The following is a 22,231-nucleotide window of genomic DNA, read 5'->3' as shown; positions in this document are numbered from 1 at the left end:
GCCGTGCAGAAGAGCTTTTTAAGAGCTTCCTTTTAACCCACAGGGGTTACCCTTAACTATTATCATACAAAGAAAAAAAAAGCCATTAACCGGGGAATAATAAAATGTTAACCTGTTGTTAACCGTATCGTTTCTTGAAAATTATTTGTTTTATTATTCTAACAGCGAGGCTACATTAGTGTCTCTTAACTTATTTATTTCCGGATGTTCAATAATTCACTGTTTACAACCGAGCTTTTTTAACTAAATGCATAAGTTTTTTAAGCATTAACCAACTGTTATTAAACTGTTAATGTTCTGTTATGCGCCCTCCTCAATATTTGCATATTATAAACCAACCAGGTAACTAATTCCTGTGCAATAAACCAAGCCCATAACCTGCAGGTAAAGGCTTTTTTTCTAATATTATTTAAGAGCAAAATTCGATGCCTATGAGGAGATCGCATTAGATGTATTTTATTGGAAGATCTGCGGATCTGACCAGCCTATTCCATTTAAAACCAATTATTTAATAAATTATGAAAAGAAGATCTACTAATAATGGAGATAAATTCTCCCTTTTTAAGTGTCTGCCCCAAATAAAGATTTACCTGTTGCTGGTTATTATACAGGTAATAGCTTTTAATAGTTATGCGCAGGCACAAATCAATGTTACGGGCAAAGTAACCGACGAGAAAGGATTGCCGCTGCCCGGCGTTAGTGTATTGTTAAAAGGAACAACAACTGGCAGCATTACAAATGCTAACGGAGATTATACTTTAAGTGCTGACACTAAAGGCACCCTTACTTTTAGATACCTGGGTTATGATGAACAAACTATTACTATAGATGGCCGCAATGTTATCAATATTGGGTTGCTGGCATCAAAAGCAAAAGATCTGGATGAAGTAATAGTAGTTGCTTACGGTAGTCAGAAAAAACCATTGGTTACGGGTGCCATTAGTACGGTGTCAGGTAAAGACCTGGTAAAGGTATCAAACAATGATCTTACCAACGCGCTTACCGGGCGTGCACCAGGCGTACGGATACAACAGTTATCAAGTGAGCCGGGGAAATTCGACACGCAAATTGATATACGCGGCTTCAGTTATATCGACCCCAATCCGGGTAGTAACGTCTTGCAAACTCAAACCGGCGGCCCGTTATTTATCATTGACGGGGTTCAAAGAGACAAATCGGGTTTTGACCGGCTTGATGCAAATGAGGTCGAGAGCATATCCGTATTAAAAGACGCTACGGCCGCCATATATGGTGTTAAGGCAGCCAATGGTGTAATATTGGTAACTACAAAAAAAGGTTCGGCAAGTGCGTTAAGTGTGAATTACACCGGGCAATGGGGCCGGCAAATCATTACCAAGTATCCATCACTGGACAACGCTTACGAATATGCCACGATATGGGATGAGCAGCAAATAAACGGCTTTATAAGTGGTAACCAGCAATTAATACAGCCACGCTTCACAGCCGCCCAGCTGGAGGATTTCAAAACCGGTAAATCAAAAAGCACCGACTTTTTAAGCTTGGTATTAAAAAAGACTACCGAGCAGCAACAACAGAACATAACTGTAAATGGCGGCGGCGATAAGGTTAGGTATTTCTTGTCCGGCGGTTATTTTAATGGTGGCGGTCTGTATAACTCCGGTATCCTTGGCGAAAAGAAATATAATTTTAGAAGTGATATTCAGGCCGAGCTTGCCAAAGGACTTACCTTCGGTACAAACCTGTCGTATATCAATTCAAACAGCAATTCAACGTCAGAAGATACCTGGTCAATCCTGAAAAATATTTGGCGGATAGACCCTACCGAAAAAATCTATGCCAATGATAACCCGGACTATCTGGCCCAGTTTGTAAGCGGATTACTGCATCCTATTGCCGAAACCACGCAGTCATTTAGCGGCTATAATAAAAACAGCGATAATTACTTTACCTCAACCTTTGATCTTACTTATAAAACGCCGTTTTTAAAAGGGTTAACAGTTAAAGCTTTGTTTGCTTACGACAAAAGTTACGGGTTGCGTAAGCGATTTAAAAAGAAGTTTTCGCAATATGACTACTTGTTTACACCAGCTCCGGCTAACACGCCTTATTACAACGCGAATGTTCAAAACAACCCTTCAACTCTATCAGAAGATTTTAACCAAAACGTAAGGATCGATGAGCAGTTTTCGATAAATTATGATCGCAGTTTTGGCAAAAATCATATTAATGTGCTGGGGCTATATGAGCAAATAGACAGGATATTTAATTCGAATACCGCGCAAACGCAGTTTATTATCGACGCGGTTGACCAGCTTGCAGCAGGTAACCGCGCAACCGACGCCATCAACTCAGGCTACTCAGAGAGTGCCAATCGAAGCTATGTTGGTAAGATAAATTACGACTACAGCGGTAAATACCTGGCCGAATTTGGTTTCAGGTATGATGGCTCATCCAATTTCCCGCCTAACAGCAGGTGGGGTTTTTTCCCGTATGGATCATTAGGCTGGAACATCTCGGAAGAGTCCTTTATTAAAAACAAATTTACTTTCCTTGATAACCTGAAACTGCGTGCTACCTATGGTAAATCGGGCGATGACCAGGCAGCGGCTTTTCAATTTTTAACGGGTTATAGTTACCCAAGTGGCGGTTACCAGTTTGGTACCGGCTCTACGTATACCGGGGGGCTTGGTTTTATAAACTCACCCAATCCAAATATCACCTGGTACACCTCGAAAACAGCCGACTTAGGTATTAACGCCTCATTTTGGAAAGGTTTGTTAACCGTTGAAGGTGATATATTCAGGCGGGATAGAAGTGGCCTTTTGGCTTTCCGTAACTCAACCATCCCGGGTACCTATGGCGTAAACCTGCCGCAGGTAAACCTAAATTCAGATCGTACACAAGGTTATGAAATAGCCCTGGGCCATAACAATCGTATTGGCGGGTTTACTTACAGCATTAACTCAAATGTTAGTTTTTCAAGAACGCAGAACATTTATGTTGAGCAAAACCCATCATCAAGCGATAATGATTATTACCGCAACAGTACGCAAAACCGCTATAATGATATAGTTTGGGGATATAAATATGTAAGCCATTTTCAAAACCAGGCAGATATATATGCATCGCCCATACAGGATGGCGCAGGTAACCGAACTTTATTGCCCGGCGATTTAAAGTATGCTGATTTAAATGGTGACAATATCATTGATGCTAAAGATCAAACCGTTATTGGTAACGCCCATCAAAAGCCTGCTATGTTCTTCGGCACTTCTATTGATGCGGCCTGGCGCGGCATTGACTTTTCTATGTTGTTACAGGGAGCCACCAAATTTTATGTTTATTACCAGGAACAATTAGGGCGCCCTTTATTTAACAACGGTAACGGTATTACAGAGTTTAACGACAGGTGGCACCGGGAAAATATCTTTGATCCTACCAGTCCATGGATCCCCGGTAGATACCCTTCAACCGGTGATAGGGGTAACTATGCCGTCAGCTCATTTTGGCTGCGCGACGCAAGTTATCTGCGTATAAAAAGTTTAGCTGTTGGCTATACTTTCCCTGCCAAACTTACAAGCAAGTATCATATCGCCAAAGCAAGGCTATTTGCACAAGGATACAATATTGCTACCTGGACCAAGGGACTTGATTTTGTAGATCCTGAATATGCTGATAACCGCTTGTACAGTTATAACTACCCAACCACACTAAACTTGAATTTTGGGGTTCAACTCACTTTTTAAAAAATGGAAATGATGAAAAATTTAAAAATTTTATTCGTGGTTTTTCTTACAGGGCTTTGTTCCTGTAAGAAAAACCTACTGGATGTCCAGCCAGTTAACATCCTGTCTGCCGACCAGGTATTTAACAGCCCGGACGCGGTAACCGCGTACTTTGCTTCTTTGTACAGTAGTATGCCTATGGAGGACTTTAACTATACTCCCGGACAGGGCAACCCCACTTTTGGTAACTTCCCAGGCGACGGAAATACTTACCTGGCTAATTATACCTGGGAGTCATTTAACTCAAACGCATATAGTGGTACCGAAAACGGAAATAATTTTGCTTACCTCTATAAGTCAATACGTAACGTAAATACTTTTATACAGCAAATAGCCACTATTAGTATACCCGATGCTACCAAGAACAACTACGTGGCTGAGGCTCGGTTTGTCAGAGCTTACTACTATTTTGGTTTAGTGAAATATTTTGGCGGGGTACCGATCCTGACAACGCCTCAGGTTTTTGACGGTGGATCAAATACTTCATCGCTTAACTTGCCAAGGAACAAAGAGGCCGAAGTATGGGACCTGATACAATCCGACCTAAACTTCGCGGCAGCTAATTTACCTGCCACAAGTGCTTATGGCAGGGCAAATAAGTATGTGGCGCTAGCCCTTTTATCAAGAGCCATGTTGCATGCGGGGTCAATAGCAAAATTTGGTACAGTGCAGTTAAATGGTGTTGTTGGTATCGACCCGGCAAAGGCCAATGATTATTTGAAAGCATCATACGATGCGTCAAAAGCAATAATGACCAGCGGCGTTTACAGCTTGTTTAACAAATATGCTGATAAGGCTCAAAACTTCCAACAACTTTTTATCGAACTGCAAAGCAATCCCGAAGCAATTTTATGTAAGGGATATAATATTGTTGCCAATCCTACCCATACTCACTCGCAGGACCTGATGGTATTACCCCGTACCATCCGTTCGCCCGATGGTTATGGCAGCAGGCTTGGACCTACCGTAGATATGGTAGAAAAATTTAATTATGTAGATGGTTCGCCCGGTACGTTAAATGTGGGTACGCCGCCTAACTATGTGCATTATGCAAGCCCGCTTGATCTTTTCAAAAATAAGGATCCTCGTTTTTTTGGCTCTGTTATTACTACGTTCAGCACGTTTAAAGGAGGCTTGGTTACCGGCCAAAATGGTGTTATTTATAACAATGTGGTTATTCGCGGTAACAACGTAAATCAATATTTTGACATCCCGACGCAAAAAATTGTAGCCGCGCCAACAGCCAACTCGGTGTTAGCTACGGGTAATTCCAACGAAAACTCAAACGGGCAAATGTTTTGGCTAAAAAAATGGACCGATCCCACCACCGATAAGTCGTTATTAAAAGCCTGGACATCCAGGACCGACTGGATGGATATGCGCTACGGAGAAATTCTGTTAAACTATGCCGAAGCGTCGTTTGAATTGGGTAACCCGGCATCGGAAGCGCTAGGCGCAATCAATCAATTACGCACGCGCGCCGGTGTTGCTCTTTTAGGAAGTATAGACAGAGCCGCCATCCGTAACGAACGTAATGTTGAACTGGCCTGGGAAAATAAAACTTTTTGGGACCTGAAAAGATGGCGTACCCTTACAACTGAATTTAGTGTTTGGACGGCAACCGGCCTTTACCTGTATTATGATATAGATACACACGATTATGTCTATCAAAAAACACCAATGGGTGGCGCAAAAACATACCAGGACAAACATTATTACGACCAGATACCGGCGAGCGAGAGAAATAAAAACCCATTATTGGTTCAAAATCCAGGTTATTAATATTAGTTAATATGAAAAAAATAAAATCATTAATTGCAATACTGCCGCTGTTAATCCTGCTTTTTTCGGCATGTGGCAAGGTAGATACATACACCCCTCCAAACTCAGGCATATTTGGTAAAGTTGTTGATGCGCAAACCGGGCTTCCGCTTGAATCAAGATCGCCAAATGGCGGCAGTATCAGGCTTTTACAACAAGATCCCAAATACCCAAGCCCAGGGCCCATTGATATTATATTGCAGGCAAAAACCAATTATAATGCCGAACTTTTATTTGCCGGCACTTATAAGGTGGTACCGAGGGACGGCCCGTTTCAATATTTTGGTGACACAGTAAAAGCGGTTTTGCCGCCTAATGGTAAAACCCAGGTGGATTTTAAGGTTGATCCTTATTACAGGATCGCTGCCAGTGTTGTAGATAGCACTTTTACTTATACTATAACTGCGCCAACCAGTAATACATCAAAAATGCAGGAAATAATTTTCCTGGTTGGTAAATCGCCTATTTTGGACGAAAGCGTGAGCTCAAACACCACCGGGATGTATATCAATCTTTGGAAAAAGAGTGTCTCTGGTGTGGCCGATAATACCATTTTGGGCATCTCCGGCACTTATAACATTGGCTGGGTAACCACTCACTTGCCCAAAGGCGAGTATTATTTTAGAGTAGGCGCACGAACAAGTGTTGCCCGGTATAATTATAGCCCGGTAATAAAAGCTACAGTGCATTAATAAAATTGAATTTGCTAAGGGTGCTTTCTGAGTAAGGAAGCGCCTTTTGTTCGTGATAAGTAGTCAGGACTACTTAAACAAAAAAGCCTCAAATCTTTCGACTTGAGGCTTTCTTACTTCTGGGTAGGGGGAAGGCGCGAAAAATCGAACTTTTTACAGGACCTAAAAGCAATCAATGATATAATGCTGATATACTAATTTTAAACCGCTTAAAACTTTCAAACATCAATAGCAGAAGCTATAAATAGGCCATTTTACTATTGCCTAATAGTTTATTTAGCAACCTATTAGGCATGATATTTTTCACTTGTTAATCTAAAAAATGAACAAATATTCTTTGCAAACTAAATAAACATTTATACGCGACGAGTTGAGTTTTTGAACAACTTTTAATTGTAACCTATCGTCTTTAGCCATAAGTGTCGCTTAAAATTCGGTTACGAAATCAAACTTGTTACATATAAAACATTATCTGTTTTGACTCACTACGATGTATTTACTTTTCCTTTGTATTAGTTGTTCCATTGCCGCTTTCAGGCAGCAATACAAAGCGCATAAAGTTTTTTCCGCTCAGGTATTTTTGAGCCATCAGCTTTAAACTTTGTGGGGTAATTGCCTGTACTGCTGCATCATAACTGTCCATATCATTAAGCGGTTCCTTATCTTGCAGTTTCCCTACTAAATAAGTTAACCACCATTTGTTGGTTTTGATGCTGGTTTCATAACTGCGTTGGTATTCGGTTTTAAATTTATCAACATTTAACTGTGGCGGTCCTTCGGTTTTTAGTTTGTTAACTTCGTCCAATGCCGATGCTATCAGCTTATCGACATTTTGCGGAGCACAGCCAAATGTAATAGCAAATGTATACCGTGAATGAGGGTATTTACCCGCACTAACATACACACCCGGTGTATAAACGCCACCTTCATCCTCACGCAATCGCTCCAATAACCTAAACTCAAGTGTTTCTTTAAGTGCTTCCAATTGCACTTTATCATTTAACGTATAATTAAAATCGCCGGTAAAATATAGCTGCACAGATGCTTTGGCTTCGGTGCCTTTATAAATATTTTTTTCTAAACGGCCAGTCGGTGGATTAATACCCAGATCCTTAGCCTGCTCCTTTTTATAGGTTGATGGTAAAGAAGCGATATATTTTTCGAGCAATGGCTTAACGGCTACCATATCAATAGCGCCAACAAAAGTAAAAGTCATGGCCGATGCATCGGCAAATCGCTCGTTATATACCTGGTAGGCTTTATCCAGTTTAATCTGATCTAATTTGGCTGTTGTTAACGCCGTACGGCGGATATTGTAATTACCTATAACAGCACTTACCGAATCTTTAAAAACGGTGCCAGGATCGCTGCCACGGTTAGCCAAACCTGCTTTAGCACGGTTAATAATGCTTTGGAACTGATTTTCGTCTTTTCGGGGTTCGGTTAGGTAAGTATAAGCAAGCTGCAAAGCGTCTCTAAGGTCTTTTGTTGCAGCGCCGCCGTTTACGCCCTGGCTACGCTCGCCAATATATGGTTGGATGCTAATTTGTTTACCCGACAAGTATTTGCTTAATGCTGTGGTATTATAGTTACCTGCGCCAAATGATGGGATAATACCCGAGTTAGCAGCGCTCTGGTAATCCGCATCGGGGTAAAGTGAGGTCCCGCCGGCAGAGAACGAATTAAACATAATCTCGTTGTTTTTAAAATCGGTGGGTTTTAATATCACTTTTACACCGTTACTTAAGGTTAGGGTGGTAATACCTAAATGCACATCTTTTTCCTCCCTGACAATTTTTCCGGCTATGGGTTCTTGTTTTAATAAGGTCAAGGTACTCACCTCATCGGTATATGGTTTAATGTCTTCGGTTTCAACAGCTTTTAACCAAGTTGTAACTGTAGTTTCATCTGGCAATTCGGCCTTATCTTTTTCTGGCGCCAGCAGCAAAATATCGCGATTGTCATGGCGGATATAAGCTTGCGCAAGCTTACTCATATCTTCCAGCGTAAGCTGCGGTAAAGCGGTTTTTACCAGTTCATATTCCGTATCAATGCCCGGTGCAGCCTCATTTTTTAAAAAGTACTTCAGGTATTCCTGCACATAGCTTTCAGAACTTGTCTTGTTTTTTTCCTTCAGCGATGCCTCCAGCCGGCTAAGGTAGTTTGTCTTGGCACGATCAAGCTCGGTAGCAGTAAAGCCAAACCTTTTAACTCGTTCAACTTCGCGCCATGCTGCCTTTATACCTTTTTCCATACCCTGAGGTTTAACTGTTACGCTAACTCCAAAATTATCGAGACCACCTAAAAAATCCTCAATACCGGCACTCCCTCTAAGGAAGGGCGGTTCGCCCTGCCTCGATAACTCTGCATATCTGGCCCCAAGCATGTGGTTAAACAGCTGACTGGTAATTGCAGCCTTATATTCCGAAGCGGTCGTCAGCTTATTAGCCTGGTGCTTTACCATGATCTGGGCCACTATAGCTGTCATTTCCGGATCGGTAACAATCTGGAATTGGTTTTTACCGGTTAATGGTATGGTATATTGAATGCGTGGTTTTTCTTGCTGAGGATTTTTCAGGTCGTTAAATTTGGCTCTAATGGTTTGCTCCATAAGATTAACGTCAATATCACCAACCACAATCAGCGCCTGTAAATCAGGACGGTACCATGTACGATAGTATTCTTTGATCACATCGGGTTTAAAATTCTTTAAAATTTCTTCAGTACCTATAGGCAAACGATTGGCATAGCGCGATTGATTTAGCATCATAGGGAAATACTGACTGCGCATACGCTCCTGTGCGCCCTGGCCCAATCGTTTCTCTTCTAATATAACACCGCGTTCTTTATCTATTTCGCCTGCGTCTAAAGTTGCTTCCTGCGCCCAATCTCGCATAATCTGGATGCCGTTTTTCAGTATTTCCGGCTTATCAGTTGGTAATGGCAGTTGATATACGGTTTCGTCAAAGCTGGTGTAAGCATTCAGATCGGCACCGAAACGAACACCCGATTTTTGCAGGTAATTAACTAACTCGTTTTTTGGAAAATGCGTAGTGCCGTTAAAACTCATGTGCTCCATAAAGTGGGCAAGTCCCCGCTGCTCGTCGGTTTCTAAAATCGAACCTACCTTGTTGGCCAGGTAAAATACCACCCGGTTTTTAGGTTCTTCGTTATGACGAATGTAATAGGTAAAGCCGTTGGGCAGTTTACCCACGCGTACCGCCGGATCAAGCGGTAGCGGCATTTCCTGAGCCAGTACACTCCCGGCTATTACCAGTATTCCGGCTATAGCCAGAAAAATTCGTTTTATTTTCATTTTATTGAGTTTTAAAGGATTGGTTGTAAAAGCACTTATTTATTCCCTTACATGTAACCTATATTATTTAACTATTTTGTCGTACGCCTGCAGACCGCTGTCTAAAAACTTAAGATAGCTTACCGGATCGTAATCAGCTCCGGATGGAGGAACGAGTAAATTACCGGTATTATCCAGCAGCACATAAAACGGCTGGGAGTTAGCCTCAAATTTTAAGGTCTCCAAGTCGCTCCATTTATCGCCGATTGTTTTGATGTGGCGGCCTTGTGGGGTTATAAATTGTTCGGCTTCGGCAAGGTCCGTTTTATCATCAACATATAACTGGATTAAAACATAATGCTGGCTAATGCGCTGGTAAACTTCCTTATCGGGCCAAACATTGGCTTCCATTTTACGACAGTTAACGCACGCATGGCCTGTAAAATCAATCATAACCGGCTTCTTTACTTTGGCGGCATAGGCCATTCCCTCATCGTAATCAAAATAAGGATTTAAGCGTGCGGGCTTATCAAACAAGTTTGAATATTTATGCGGTTTTTGATCGGCAATGGCTAAGTTGTAAGTCTGAGCGTCGCTATTATTCAGCGTGGCAGTATATAAGTCAAAATCCTGAGTGCTTTGCGGTGGTAAAAGCGCTGATATAAACTTTAACGGAGCGCCCCATAAACCCGGAACAATATATACGGTGAATGCTAAAGTTATAATAGCTAAAAACAACCGGGGAACCGGTATATATAATAACGGGCTATCATGATTAAATTTTAACTTACCCAAAAGATACAAGCCCATTAAGGCGAATATCACGATCCATAGTACCAGGAAAACCTCACGGTCGAACAATTTCCAGTGGTAGGCCAGATCAACATTAGAAAGGAATTTTAATGACAGCGCCAGTTCTAAAAACCCTAAAACTACTTTTACACTGTTTAACCACCCCCCTGATTTTGGTAGCGACTGCATCATTCCGGGGAATAGCGCAAACAATACAAACGGTATAGATAAAGCCAATGAAAAGCCAAACATACCTATAACCGGCCCTAACAAAGCACCTGTAGTAGCCGCTTGTACCAACAAAGAACCCACAATTGGCCCCGTACAACTGAACGATACCAGGGCCAATGTTGCGGCCATAAAAAAGATTCCGCTCATGCCACTTTTATCCGATTGCTGATCCATTTTGTTACCCCAGGAACTCGGTAAAGTAATGTCGAAAGCACCCAGAAAGGATGCTGCGAACACAACCAGCATCATAAAGAACAAAAAGTTGAAGATCCCATTTGTTGACAGGTTGTTTAATGCCGAAGGCCCGAATATCACAGTCACAATTAAGCCCAAAACCACATAGATAACGATAATGGACAAGCCATAGCAAAGCGCTTTACCAATTCCCCGGCTGCCCTTTTCCCCGCTTTTAATAAAGTAGCTTACCGTCATGGGCAGCATTGGGAAGATGCAGGGCATCAGTACCGCTGCAAACCCACCGATTAAGCCGGCAATAAATATGGCCCATAACGATTTTTTTTCTTCTGCTTTGGTTTTTGCCTTTACAACGTCTTCCTTTACAATTGCCTGTTTGTCTGTATCGGCAGTTTTAACGGATTTAATTGTGGCGGTATCCGGAGCAGCCGATGAAAATTGCACATCAGCTGTTGATACCGTATCCTGACTGTAAGCCCTTACAGTATTGCCCGCTATCAGGCTCAGTGTCACTAAAAGTAACAGGTATATATATTTCAATTTACGTGGCCTCACTTATTTAACAGCTACGCTAAATTCAATATTTTCGGGTGGCAGGCATTGCTTATCGTTACAAGTCATAAACTCTAATGTGCCTTTTACCGTAGCCTGGCCGGTTTTTAGTTTTACTTTTTGTTGAAATATAACCGAGTGCTCAAAAAAGCTCACATCCATGTTAAATACTTTTTCATTGCGGGTAAACGGTGTTGGCTCAATGGTTTTGCCAATTAAAGTGTACGCTGCTGACGCCGGAAATGTGAACGTGGTTTTAATGGGGCCACCATCTTTTACGGTTTGAGAGTAAAGGTGCCAACCGTCGTCTATAGTAGCTTTCATAAAAATCATGGCCTCGCCTTTACCAAGCTTTTTAAAACCGTAACTCCATTTTACCGGTTTAAGTATTTGAGCATATAATTGCGTACTAAATAAAATGGCAATTGCCACAAATAATAATTTTTTCATTTGAAGTAAGTTATTTTATTGTATAAATGATTCTTTAAGCCTACTAATAGGATGGTAACCAGTGAATGTAATATTTGATGATATATAGCCTTCTTTTACCGGCTCATCTTTCATCAGATCTGTACTCAGGTATTTTTTATTATCGTCGCAAAGCAACGTTACAATAGTTGAGGTTTCCCCCAGCTCGGCTTGTAGTTTGATAGCCCCTATTACATTGGCCCCGGATGATATACCTACAGCCAGCCCTAATTGCCTGGCCAATTTTTGCGCCATAATAATAGCATCGCCATCATTGGCCTGAATTACCTGGTCAAGCTCGCCCAACTTAACAATAGCCGGGATAAACTCGTCCGATATTCCCTGGATACGATGGCTCCCTACCTTATAGCCGGTAGTCAGCGTCGGTGATTCGGCAGGCTCCAGAGGATGTATTTTAATGGTAGGGTGCATCCGTTTTAAATATTTACCGATACCCATAATGGTACCACCGGTGCCAACTCCGGCTACAACCGCATCGGGGCGCCTGTTTACGCTGTGAAGTTGTTCCCAAATTTCGCGTCCGGTAGTTTTTTCATGCGCCTCGGCATTATACAGATTTTCAAACTGGCGTGGCAAAAACATATGATCAGACTTCTTGGCCATATATTCGGCCAGCGCTATGCTACCCAAAAAACCGCCTTGTTCTTTACTTATCAGTATCACTTCGGCGCCCATGCTTTTAATAATGTCCAGCCTCTCTTTGCTCAGCCAATCAGGCATTATTATTTTAACGGGGTGCCCCAGGGCTTTACCTATAGCTGCAAAGGCGATACCGGTATTACCGCTGGTTGCTTCCACAATGGTATCACCCTGCTTTATTTTACCGTTAAGGTAAGCCTGGTACATGATATATAAGGCCATCCGGTCTTTAACACTACCTGTTAAATTATAATGTTCGCATTTCACGTATATACTACCGGGTTTCCCTTTGTATTCATACTGCAACAATAGCATAGGTGTATTACCTACCAGGTGCCATAGGTTTTCAAATTTCTTTTCAAGATCGGTGGTTAAACCTGATGTTAAAACTTCGTTTATGATTGTCATTGCAGATTGATCATCATTTGACTAAAGTGGAAAGCTTGGTCAGCAACTCATCACCACGCAGGTTTTTTGCAATAACTACACCAGTGGGATCAACTAAAATATTTTGTGGTATCGCGTCTATACCGTACTGAAGTGCGACTTCATTTTTAAAACCTTTTAAATCGCTAACCTGCACCCAGGGTAATCCGTCGTGTGCTATCGCGTTGACCCAGGGTTCTTTTTTGTCATCCAGGGATATGCCAATGATCTCGAAGTTTTTTCCTTTTAACTGGTTATAAGCTTTTACAACATTAGGGTTTTCGGCTCGGCATGGGCCACACCAACTAGCCCAAAAATCAACCAATACATATTTACCTCTAAAATCCGATAACTTAACTGGTTTACCATTTACATCATTTTGCGTAAAGTCCGTGGCTATTGCGCCATTTTGGCTTTTTTTGGCCAGCGCTATTTTTTCTGCTTCTTGTTTACCCAGCTCGGATGCTTTAAGCGCTGCCGAGAATTTGTTAAACGCTTTCTCTGCAACGTTCGGGTCGAAATTATAACCCAACGCTATATTATTAAACGTAAGCAAAGCGATGTAGGAGTTGGGGTGCGATCCAATAAAGCTCATATACAGTGCTTTCTCTTCAGCTATCATCTTTCTCAAACTATCTGCTGCTTTAACATAAGCCGGATTTTCGGGTTGTGGTTTTACCCCTGTCCAAACAACTTTCAGGGCATTTATTTTAGTTTTTATTGGTTTTAAGGTCATATTCAATTCCTTATTTTCATCATTAATAATGGAACCTTTAATAACCGCCCTTTTTACCGAGTCAGGTGAACTTACTTTAATATTAGCGTTCTCCAGGTAAAACGCTAAAACATCAATATTTTTGTTAAAGGGCGCAGCATCATGTTTAATGGTTATACCCGCCGAAGCCGGTGCCGGCACCGATCCTTTAAACTGAAAAGCACCATGGTTTATTTCCACAGAATCAATAACCCGCTTGCCGTGAACTATATATACCAGATAAGCTTTTGCCGGCGGGTTTAATGCCCCTACTTTTCCTGTTATCGTGTATCCGTTTTGTGCCTGTACCACAAACGGTAAAAGGCACATTAGTATTAAAATTATTTTTTTCATAACTATATATAATGATTTGGCAGCGTTATTTAATTAATGCTGATAATTGTTCTGTAAGATCTTCGCCGCGCAGGTTCTTTGCAATGATCATCCCTTGTGGATCTATCAATACATTTTGAGGTATGGCAGTAATACCAAACTTAACAGCAACTTCATTTTTGAAGCCTTTAAGATCGCTCACTTGTGCCCATGGCATTTTGTCCTGAGCAACGGCATTTAACCAGGCTGCCTTGGTTTCGTCCAGGGAAATTCCTACAATTTCAAATTTTTTGTCTTTAAATGTATTGTAGGCCTTTAGTAAATTAGGGTTCTCGGCACGGCAAGGTGCGCACCAACTGGCCCAAAGATCTACCAATACGTATTTTCCCCTTAATGAAGAGAGTTTAAACTCGTTCCCTTTATCATCTGTTTGTGTAAAATCCAATGTTTTACCTATTGATAACTGCATGGCTTTTTGGTACTTAGCAGCTAGTTTTTGGCCCGAGAAGCTGGCCATTACCCTTTTACTAAGTGAGTTATAATAAGGATCAAAAACCTTTGGATCGATAACAGCAGCCTTTTCGGAAGCTACCAGATCAAGGCTTACATAGGAATCAGGGTGACTAAAAATAAAGCTATCCAGCGCAGCATTCATCCTTACACCAAGGGGCCTGCCCTCAACCTGTACCTGTTTCATCGCTGCTTCATCTTTTGCGGATCTTGCCTTCAAATATCTATTGGTAAGCACCCGGTAATGTGCGACCATCGTGTCCATTAGGCTGGTGTATAAAAGAAAGTCGGTTTGGGCCTCTGCACCGGTTATTTTCGCCGTTGCCAGGCTATCAGTACCCGTTACCCGGTACATGCCCTTTTCCAGGTAAAATGCCTGGTAATCTGGTTGGGTATTACGCTTAAGACTGTCTTTTTTAAGCGGTATTAGAGCAAGATATGACCGGTTGCCAAATGCTGTTTCGCCCTTAAATATGAATTTTCCATTATTTACAACTGCCGTATCATTCTTGTCCTTGCCGAGACTATTTTTATAGCTAAGCACAACCAGCTTGTCGTTAACTGTTTTAGAAAGATTTCCGGATATTTCAAATTTATCCTGCGCCAGTACCACGAACGGCAACACGCACATTATCGTTAATATTATTTTTTTCATGATTACCTTTAATTTAGGGCGAGGTTATTTTATATATGCTGATAATTTCTCCGTAAGATTCTCTCCTCTAAGATTCTTAGCTATAATAACACCTTGTGGATTGATTAGCAGATTTTGCGGGACCGAACTGATAGCATACATGAGCGCGACAGCATTATTCATTCCTTTAAGATCACAAACATGGATCCAGGGAAGTTTGTCCGTTTTCACAGCATTTTCCCATGACGCCTTAGAATTATCCAGCGATACGCTTACCACTTCAAAGTTTTTACTCTTTAGTACCTGATAGGCTTTTAAAAGGTTAGGGCTTTCGGCACGGCACGGCACACACCAACTGGCCCAAAAGTCTACCAATACATATTTGCCCCTAAGCGACGACAGGGTGAAGGGTTTTCCATTCAGATCATTCTGGGTAAAGTCGGTAGCCTTTATATTGGTTTGACGCCTCTTGCCGGCTTCAATCCTCCCAAGGGCATACTTGCCTAATTCCGACGACTGCAGCTCCGGAGAAAATTTATGAAACAACGGTTCTACCTTTGCCGGATCAAATTTATTATCAAGAACGTTTTGATTGAAGGTATACAAACCCATGAAAGAATTGAGGTGTGTTTCTGAAAAATTAAAGTAAATGTTTTTGATTTCGGCCAACAGGCTTGCCGCCCTGTCCCATGCTTTTTTATAGGCCTCGTCTTTAGGTTTTCCACGAAACTCATTATTCAGCCTGATAAATTCATCTGTTAATGGTTTTATTGACGCTTCTAAGTCCCGGTTTTCCCGGTCAGACTTTGAACCGCTGACAGTTGCTTTACTAATGGAGTCCGTACCGGATATTAAAATTTGTTTGTTTTCGATAAACAAAGCCAGCGCATCCTGCTGGTTATTTATCCGGGGCGAATTGGCCTGTGTCAAGGTCAGCATAACCCTGGTGGGAACACTCACATTTCCCACTAACTTAAATTGACCGTTTTTTACCTCGGTCGAATCTGTTGTTTGCCATCTCATATCGTGGACAAACGAAATATAAACCTTGGCCGGCCCTTTTAAACCGGAGAATTTACCGGTTAGGGTGTAGCCGCCTTGCGCCATTCCCATAAGCGGGAACAGGCAGGCTAACACTGAAATTATTTTTTTCATGATATGATCTATTATTATGGTACCAGCGATATGCCGCTAATAAATATGGCGGCATAGGTTGAGGAATATTTTATAGAAGCTAATGAAGTAAAACGCAGATATCTGGCTGTGACCAAGCCAGTGTTAATCGTCTGCATATTTGTAGCAGCTACTATGTTGCCGGCATAAACCCCTTTACTTACCCAATTAGTTCCGTCCATGCTTGTTTCAATTTGTATGGATGTTGGATAACCGCCAAGAGTTGGATATTTTAATGCGGTAGGGACATAATAATTCAACGCGCTAAAGGTTACCTCTTTGTTAAAATTGATAGCAATCCATTGCGGCATTTGCTGTTGGATATTACTTGTCCAATAGGTAGTAGTGTTATTATCGTCAAGTATATTTGTAGCGACAAATGTGCCATTGACCGACGAAAAACCTGCGATAGTCCAGCCAACTTTATTAATAAACAAGGGCTTACCCGTTTTAAATACAAAATACACCACCCGGCTTGTTGCCGGACCCTCAACCTTACCATCAACCGATTGGATAACAACGGGCAAAACATACGTAGTATACTCTATTAATTTTGTGGTTTGAACAATATTAAGCTGTGCCTGTTCTGATATCGAAGCACCCGCGGCTAAATTCGCCATTGGCTTATAAAAGAAATAAGAGCTGCCCGGTAGTACAACTGCAGCTCCGTATTTTGCACGATATGCACTTATCTTGGTTGTATCAACGGCAAAGTTTACCCAGTGCTCAGAGGATGAAGCATTACCCGTTAAGGCTGCGCTAAACCCGATAACTAAAGTCGTATCACTTAATATTGAAATTGACCGCTGTAGGGTATCTTTACCCGCGGCATATTGAAATGACACACTGCCATTGGGCAATACAGCCGGCCCTTTTTCTTTGCTGCATGCTGTTAATAATAACATTAACGAGCCAAACATAACGCTATAAATTTTATACATAATTTCCTTTATTATGGGTTCTGTTGCATACCCGGGTTAAAACTTAAAACTTGAACGGGGATCTGTAAGGTATATCGGTTGCTATGTGGCGGTAAAGTGGCAATGATATTTCCCTGGGCATCATATCTGTTTACTGTGCCCATCCTGTTCTCTTGATCTAACCGGCGCATATCAAACCAACGCAATCCGTTATAAGGTAATTCATGACTGCGCTCCCTTAAAACTTCCAGCAATACATTTTCTCTGACGGTTGATTGATAGCGGACATAACTGGCAGTTGCGTACCTATTTTTACGCACTTCGTCCAATTGCTGTAATGCAACAGTCAAATCATTGGCGCGCGCGGCACATTCTGCAATAATTAATTTCATTTCCTGAACAGAAGTCCCGGTATTTACGTTGGCTAAAACAGCGGTTATATTGGTTGGAACAAAGCTTGTCGCCCCTCTGGTAATAAATTTGTAGCCTTCAATACTGGTGTAAAGTTTTTTTACACGAAGATCATTGGCATCAAAAGAACGCATAAAATCCAGTGTAGGGGTACTATTCCCAATTACATATCTGCCATATATAACATCTGGCATAATGCTTGTTAAATTGGAAGCAGGTAGCGTACCATTAAAATCAATCATTACTGCTTTGCTATTGGCCAGGGCCAGTTCTGCATTCTTTCTGGCGTCGGTATAATTTCGCGCATAAAAATAGATCCTCGCCAGCATGCTGTAGGCTGATGCTGTTGAGCCCCGGAACCTGTTGGTGGTGTTATCTAAGGGCAGATCGGGGATAGCGGTCTTTATATCGCCAATGATGTGCTGATAGACTTCTGCTATGGTACTGCGTGGAGGAACTTTTTGTGTTACGTCATTTGAAGTAACAAAAGGAACAGCAAGATCTCTGCTTACAGTTGTTGAGTCGTAAGGCTTTCCATACTCGTTTACCAGGTAAAAATATTCCAGTGCTCGTCCTAACAAGGCTTCAGCTTTAAGGCTCCGTTTCTGGATTTCTGTTCCGCCTGTAGCCGCATCAATTCCATTCACTACCGTGTTAAACTGGTTGATTTTGGCATAATGTTCTCCCCAAAATAAAGGCGAAATGCCTAAGTCAACAGAAAACTGCAACCCCCAGGTATAAAGCAATTCGCCCGGCAGCGTTGGGGGGGTTGTAATACTGGTTACATCTACATTATCACCTAAATAATTAAAAGTTCCAAAAGGAGGCCCAAATCCCTGCGTAAGAGCTGGATCGTTAAGCCACTGATCATAATCGGTAACCGTGCTAAGCAATGTCTTTCCCTTTGGTTTGATATCAAGGAACTTGTTGCATCCGGCCAACACCATACTGCAAAGCACGAGCAGAATAAAAATATATTTATATTGTTTCATTGTTTTCGATTTAAAAGTTCGTGAAAATCCCAAGTGTGTAAGTAGGCGTTAGATATGACTTTTGGTAACTGCCCATTGATGCACTATAGTTATATTTATTAAAACCGTGAGTCCATAAATTAGATCCCTGACATTTAATTTCGAAATGGTTAAATCCTAGTTTTTTAATAAATTTAGTATCGTCTAAACTATAAGAGAGCGTCAGATCGCCTAAGGTAATATAGTCGCCGTTTACCACATATTTATCGGAAAAATTATATGCGCTATTTGAATTGAAACTGGTAGAGAAAGCTGTCAGGCTCATTACGTCGGTAGTGTTCTCGTCGCCCGGAGCTTTCCAGTAATTTCCCGCTCCCGGCAATGGTCTGGCTGCAGAAGGGTTAGGCCTCGGTACCCTTACTTTAAAACCACCATAATAATTGATCATGGCAAACACATAGAAGTTGCCGATATCTACCCGGTTACTTAAGCCTGCGTTGATAGTAGGTATAGCAGATCCCATATAACGGATCACACCTGAAGTGTCACTTGACATAATAGCGGTTTGAGGAGAACCGGGGGAATTGTTATCCGTCTGGTAAATCTTGCCGTTCTGATTTTGTATCTGTGCGTAGCCCGCGCTATTAAGCCCGGCATCACGGTAAGCAAACAGGGCGCCAACAGGATATCCTTTTACATAGCCTAATACATTTAGCTTTTCAGGAGTGAAAGCAACATTCTGGTAAACATCCAATACCTTACTGGTGTTGTGCGAAATTACGAGGCCAGTGTTCCAGTTGAAGTCCTTCTTCGCAATCCAGTCGGCATGCAAGCTAAACTCCAGGCCGTTGTTTCTGATTGAGGCCTTATTAATAATTGAAGGACTAACACCGATGGTAGGATCAATTTGTGAATTGCCCAGTAAATCGGTACTGTTTTTAATATAATAATCTATACTGCCGGTAAAGTTTTTGAAAACACGATAGTCTAGCCCAATATTAAAATTCCTGGTTTGTTCCCAACGTAAACTACTGTTTGCGTATGAGAATAGCTTAAGGGCCGTACTGCTGGGCGAAGTGTAAGGATTAAGCACATATTGTGCTATTGCCTGAGGCAGCGACAACTTTGCCACATTACCGTTGAAGCCATACGCCGAGCGGAGTTTAAGCTGGTCAACCCAGTTAATATCCTGCATAAAGGCTTCTTTGTCTATATTCCAAGCTGCGCCAATAGACCATAGCGGCTTATATTTATACTTAGGATTTGTTCCGAACAAATTAGACTGATCTACGCGAGCACTTCCTGTAAGGGAGTAAGTATCCTTAAACGAATATACCATATTGCCATAGCCCGATAGAAATCTATCTTCGGTATATTGTTGATTAAACAAGTTGGAATAGCTTTGAAAAAGAACTGGTGACGACACTGAAAATGAACTCCTGGTAATTCCGCTAAATATGCCGGCATAGTCTACCGGTTGCTGCAATAAGGTCTCATCGCTATATCCAAAATAAGATGCCTGGTTGCTTTTGCTGATCACATCTCTTACCTCGGCACCCAGGATACCGTTAAACGAATGTTTGCTTATCCTTTTATTATAATTTAATTGTGCGCGGGTAGTATAACTAGTGGTATTATCGGTTTCCTGATTAAGATACCCCCCTTTTGGAATATTATATTTAAGTGTTCCGTCTGTATTTAATTGGATGTAGGCATCTATAATCTGCTTAGCCTGGGACGAATTTGCCGAGGCATAGTGCCGCGTATCTGATTTTGAGGTTTCATATATTCCGCCAAACAACAGGCCAAACCCATTACCAATGTTATAATTAAAATTAGCCGTAATTCGATTATTAACGGTATGGGTTTTATCATTTTGCTCATTAACATCAATCAGCGGGTAATAAAGCGTATTCTCTAATCCCCGGGACATAAGGGCATTGTTATAAAAAGGATTGAAAAGAGATTTATTGGAAATAGCTAAGGGTCTTCCGTTTACGTCCTGAAAATGTTCGTAAGGAAATGAATTAAAATCCGGCACAGGCGCACTGTTAAAGCGTTGCTCTTGATAATCCATGGTTAACTCCAATGAAAGCCGGTTGGATAACTTAAGGGTACTGCGGCCTGACAGCGAAAACCGGTTGTTATCATTCTGGATTTGCTGTAACCCGTTTCTGGTATAATTGGCAGTAACATAATAAAGTGCATTATCGCTGCCGCCTGAAACATTTAAATTATAGGTCTGGGTAACTGCCGGTCGCAAAAATAATTTACTGTAGTCTTCCCTGTTATCGTAATTCTGTAACGCCGCATAAGAGCTTGCAGCCTGATCAGGCGTAATAACTTTTGCAGCTGATTGTGCTATAATATAGTACACCGGGGAAAACGTACTCCTGGAATTACTACCGATAGTTGACATTTGCGACCAGGTGGTTGCGTCGATGCTTTTTGAATAAATGGTTTTCTGGTAGTTTACAACGATAGCTGATTCATCATCCGCTATCCTGTAACGGTTATAATTTTCTTTAGGAGTAATGCCGGTAGTTGCGCGAAAAGTGAATTTAGGCTTACCGGCTACTGCCTTCTTTCTTTCAATAACGATTACTCCATTAGATGCCCTTACACCATATACTGTGGCAGCTGCGGCATCTTTAAGAATAGTTACCGTTTTGATTTCGTTAGGATCAATCATATCAATTGTAAGTTCTGTAGGATATCCGTCTATCACAATTAAGGGGCTTTGATTAGCCGACATAGTAGAGATACCGCGGATATTAAACAAACTCCTGGAATTAGAGCTAGGGCTGCCCGGAGTAGTGCTGGTAAAAGCCACATCGTTATTAATCATCAGGCCCGGTAACCGGTTCACTAGTCCATCCAGGAAATTAGTACTGATCCTGGATTCATAATCTTTGGTGCCGATCTGTGACACAGCGCCCGTACTTTGTTCGGGCCGTATGCGCTGGTAACCTGTGTTTACCGTTACGCCGACTTCCTGCAGATTTCCGACGGCAACGCCAAGGCGGACGACGCCAACGTCTTTTGAAGCTTGAATCTCCTGTGATTTATAGCCGACAAATGTGATGACCAATATGGCGTTCTCTTCAACATTTGGCAGGAAGAAGCTACCGTCTGTCCCAGTTTTGGTACCTTGTGCCAGCCCTTTAACCCGGACTGTAGCACCCGACAGCGGATCGCCCGTAAGCGAATCTATAACACGTCCCTTTACATCAACCGGCAAAGCGAATAGGTTGCCAAGTTTTTCCAGGATAGTTTTTTGCTTTGGCGAAACAACAACCGCTTTATCTTCGATAGAAAATTCCAATGGCTGGTCATTAAAGATCTGTTTGAGCACTTCGGTTAAATCGGCGTTAGTTACGTTTACACTAACCGGCTTAGTGCCTTTTAATAGCGTAGTAGTAAAAAGAAAATCGTAGCCGGTTTGGGCGCTGATTTTATCGAAAATTTGCCCGAGCGGTGCATTTTTTTCATTTAACGTTACTTTTTGAGCGAGGGTAGTCGCGCTTACCTGTAAAATGATTGCTATTAAAAGAAGTGAGGTTAGCTTCATAGTCAACAGGATTTGCGAAATACAGCCAGGTGGCTGTACAAAAATTTTAGGGTAA

Annotated in this window: 13 protein-coding genes; 3 read left to right on the top strand and 10 right to left on the bottom strand. The window is 41.7% G+C overall.

Features of this window, described 5'->3' with window-relative positions; all coding sequences use genetic code 11:
• Nucleotides 1-518: 518 nt before the first annotated feature.
• From ABIB50_RS08095 to ABIB50_RS08085, 3 genes are read left to right on the top strand one after another with little or no spacing between them, the layout of a single operon-like run.
• Nucleotides 519-3,728: a SusC/RagA family TonB-linked outer membrane protein gene (locus ABIB50_RS08095; protein ID WP_429378780.1), complete on the top strand. Its 3,210-nt coding sequence runs from the start codon at nt 519-521 to the stop codon at nt 3,726-3,728.
• Between the two features lie 9 nt (nt 3,729-3,737).
• The gene (locus tag ABIB50_RS08090; RefSeq protein ID WP_429378778.1) at nt 3,738-5,549 is read left to right on the top strand and encodes a RagB/SusD family nutrient uptake outer membrane protein; all 1,812 of its coding nucleotides are present in this window, start codon (nt 3,738-3,740) and stop codon (nt 5,547-5,549) included.
• 11 nt (nt 5,550-5,560) lie between these two features.
• The gene (locus ABIB50_RS08085) at nt 5,561-6,280 is read left to right on the top strand and encodes a DUF3823 domain-containing protein (RefSeq protein ID WP_429378776.1); all 720 of its coding nucleotides are present in this window, start codon (nt 5,561-5,563) and stop codon (nt 6,278-6,280) included.
• Between the two features lie 496 nt (nt 6,281-6,776).
• Here ABIB50_RS08085 and ABIB50_RS08080 read toward each other — a convergent pair whose 3' ends face one another.
• From ABIB50_RS08080 to ABIB50_RS08035, 10 genes are all read right to left on the bottom strand, one after another.
• Complete coding sequence (locus ABIB50_RS08080) at nt 6,777-9,596, bottom strand: M16 family metallopeptidase (RefSeq protein WP_429378774.1); 2,820 nt, start codon at nt 9,594-9,596, stop codon at nt 6,777-6,779.
• Between the two features lie 63 nt (nt 9,597-9,659).
• A complete protein-coding gene (locus tag ABIB50_RS08075) occupies nt 9,660-11,306 on the bottom strand; it encodes a protein-disulfide reductase DsbD family protein (RefSeq protein WP_429378772.1) in 1,647 nt (548 codons plus the stop codon).
• 42 nt (nt 11,307-11,348) lie between these two features.
• Nucleotides 11,349-11,795, bottom strand: a complete 447-nt coding sequence (locus ABIB50_RS08070) for a protein-disulfide reductase DsbD domain-containing protein (RefSeq protein WP_429378770.1) — start codon at nt 11,793-11,795, stop codon at nt 11,349-11,351.
• Nucleotides 11,796-11,810: 15 nt separating this feature from the next.
• Nucleotides 11,811-12,881, bottom strand: a complete 1,071-nt coding sequence (locus tag ABIB50_RS08065; protein WP_429378768.1) for a PLP-dependent cysteine synthase family protein — start codon at nt 12,879-12,881, stop codon at nt 11,811-11,813.
• A gap of 13 nt (nt 12,882-12,894) precedes the next feature.
• Entirely contained in the window at nt 12,895-14,007 is a 1,113-nt protein-coding gene (locus tag ABIB50_RS08060; protein ID WP_429378766.1) for a redoxin domain-containing protein, read from the bottom strand.
• Between the two features lie 25 nt (nt 14,008-14,032).
• Complete coding sequence (locus tag ABIB50_RS08055; protein ID WP_429378765.1) at nt 14,033-15,151, bottom strand: thioredoxin-like domain-containing protein; 1,119 nt, start codon at nt 15,149-15,151, stop codon at nt 14,033-14,035.
• Nucleotides 15,152-15,175: 24 nt separating this feature from the next.
• The gene (locus ABIB50_RS08050; protein ID WP_429378764.1) at nt 15,176-16,285 is read right to left on the bottom strand and encodes a thioredoxin-like domain-containing protein; all 1,110 of its coding nucleotides are present in this window, start codon (nt 16,283-16,285) and stop codon (nt 15,176-15,178) included.
• Between the two features lie 14 nt (nt 16,286-16,299).
• Nucleotides 16,300-17,244, bottom strand: coding sequence for a discoidin domain-containing protein (locus tag ABIB50_RS08045; RefSeq protein WP_429378763.1), 945 nt, complete (start codon nt 17,242-17,244; stop codon nt 16,300-16,302).
• A gap of 11 nt (nt 17,245-17,255) precedes the next feature.
• A complete protein-coding gene (locus ABIB50_RS08040; RefSeq protein ID WP_429378762.1) occupies nt 17,256-18,626 on the bottom strand; it encodes a RagB/SusD family nutrient uptake outer membrane protein in 1,371 nt (456 codons plus the stop codon).
• Nucleotides 18,627-18,636: 10 nt separating this feature from the next.
• The gene (locus ABIB50_RS08035) at nt 18,637-22,176 is read right to left on the bottom strand and encodes a SusC/RagA family TonB-linked outer membrane protein (protein ID WP_429378760.1); all 3,540 of its coding nucleotides are present in this window, start codon (nt 22,174-22,176) and stop codon (nt 18,637-18,639) included.
• Nucleotides 22,177-22,231 lie beyond the last annotated feature (55 nt).

The organism is Mucilaginibacter sp. UYCu711 (assembly GCF_050433825.1).
Taxonomy (GTDB): Bacteria; Bacteroidota; Bacteroidia; order Sphingobacteriales; family Sphingobacteriaceae; genus Mucilaginibacter.
The sequence above is the reverse complement of the archived record's forward strand: the minus strand, read 5'-3'. Positions and strand labels throughout refer to the sequence as shown.